General features: G+C 72.2%; 1 protein-coding gene. It reads right to left on the bottom strand.

All coding sequences use genetic code 11. From position 1 onward, the window contains the following. Nucleotides 1–1,186 (bottom strand): acyltransferase domain-containing protein (locus ACIBH4_RS39620; RefSeq protein WP_362770430.1); only part of this gene is annotated, 1,186 nt, incomplete at both ends.

The following is a 1,186-nucleotide window of genomic DNA, read 5'->3' as shown; positions in this document are numbered from 1 at the left end:
GGCCCATACTCCAACCCACCCTCAGCCAACCGCTCATACACCCCGTCCAACTCGATCACCGACGCACCCCGCGGCGGCCACACCTCCGTCTCGAACGACACAGCGGCGCGGTCTCCGGCCGTCAGCACACCGGTCGCGTGCTCAACCCACGGCTCCTCATCGGCCGCCTCGGCCGACCGGGCGTGAACGCTCACCTCACGCCGACCCGACTCGTCGGCCGACCCCACCCACACCTGCACCGCGACCGCATTCCGCTCACCCAGCACCAGCGGCGTGGTCAGGGTCAGCTCCTCGATCACATCACAGCCGGCCTGATCCCCCGCCCGCACGGCCAGTTCCACGAACACGCTGCCCGGCACCATCACCGAACCCATCACCACGTAGTCGGCCAGCCACGGATGCGACCCCAGCGACAACCGCCCCGTCAGCAGCACCCCGTCGGAGCCGGCCAGCCCGACCGCCGCACCCAGCAACGGATGACCGGTGGCCGCCAACCCGGCCGCCGCCAGGTTCCCCACCCGCGCACCCGCGCCGTCGGGCCAGAAACGCCGGCGCTGGAACGCGTACGTCGGCAACTCCACCCGGCGCCCGCCCGTGAGCACCGCCTCCCAGTCCACCGTCACGCCACGCACGTGCAACTCGGCGAGAGCCGTCATGATCGCCGACTGCTCGTCCCGGTCCCCGCGCAGCACCGGCACCGCCACCGCGTCGAACCCGGCCACCACGTCCGCGACGGGCTGATCCTCGGCGGCGAGGGTGTCGGACGCCATCGTGGTGAGCACCCCGTCGGGGCCCAGCTCCAGATACGCCCGCACCCCCTGGGCGTGCAGGGTGCGCACGCCGTCGGCGAAGCGGACCGCGCCACGGACCTGCTCCACCCAGTACTCCGGCGAGCACAACCGCTCGGCCGTGGCCTGCTCCCCGGTCAGGGTCGAGACCACCGGAATCCGCGGCGGGTCGTAGGTGAGCGTCCGGGCCAGGGTGCGGAAGTCCTCCAGCATCGGATCCATCAACGGCGAATGGAACGCATGCGACACCCGCAACAGCTTCGTCCGCACCCCCCGCTCCTCCAGAGCGGCGGCCACCTCCAACACCGCCTCCTCCACCCCGGAGACCACCACCGAGGACGGGCCGTTCACCGCCGCGACCGACACCTCCTTCTCCCGCCCGGCCAGCAGCTCGACGA

The organism is Streptosporangium sp. NPDC050284, assembly GCF_044459525.1.
GTDB lineage: Bacteria > Actinomycetota > Actinomycetes > Streptosporangiales > Streptosporangiaceae > Streptosporangium.
This window is presented reverse-complemented; position numbering and strand designations above follow the sequence as displayed.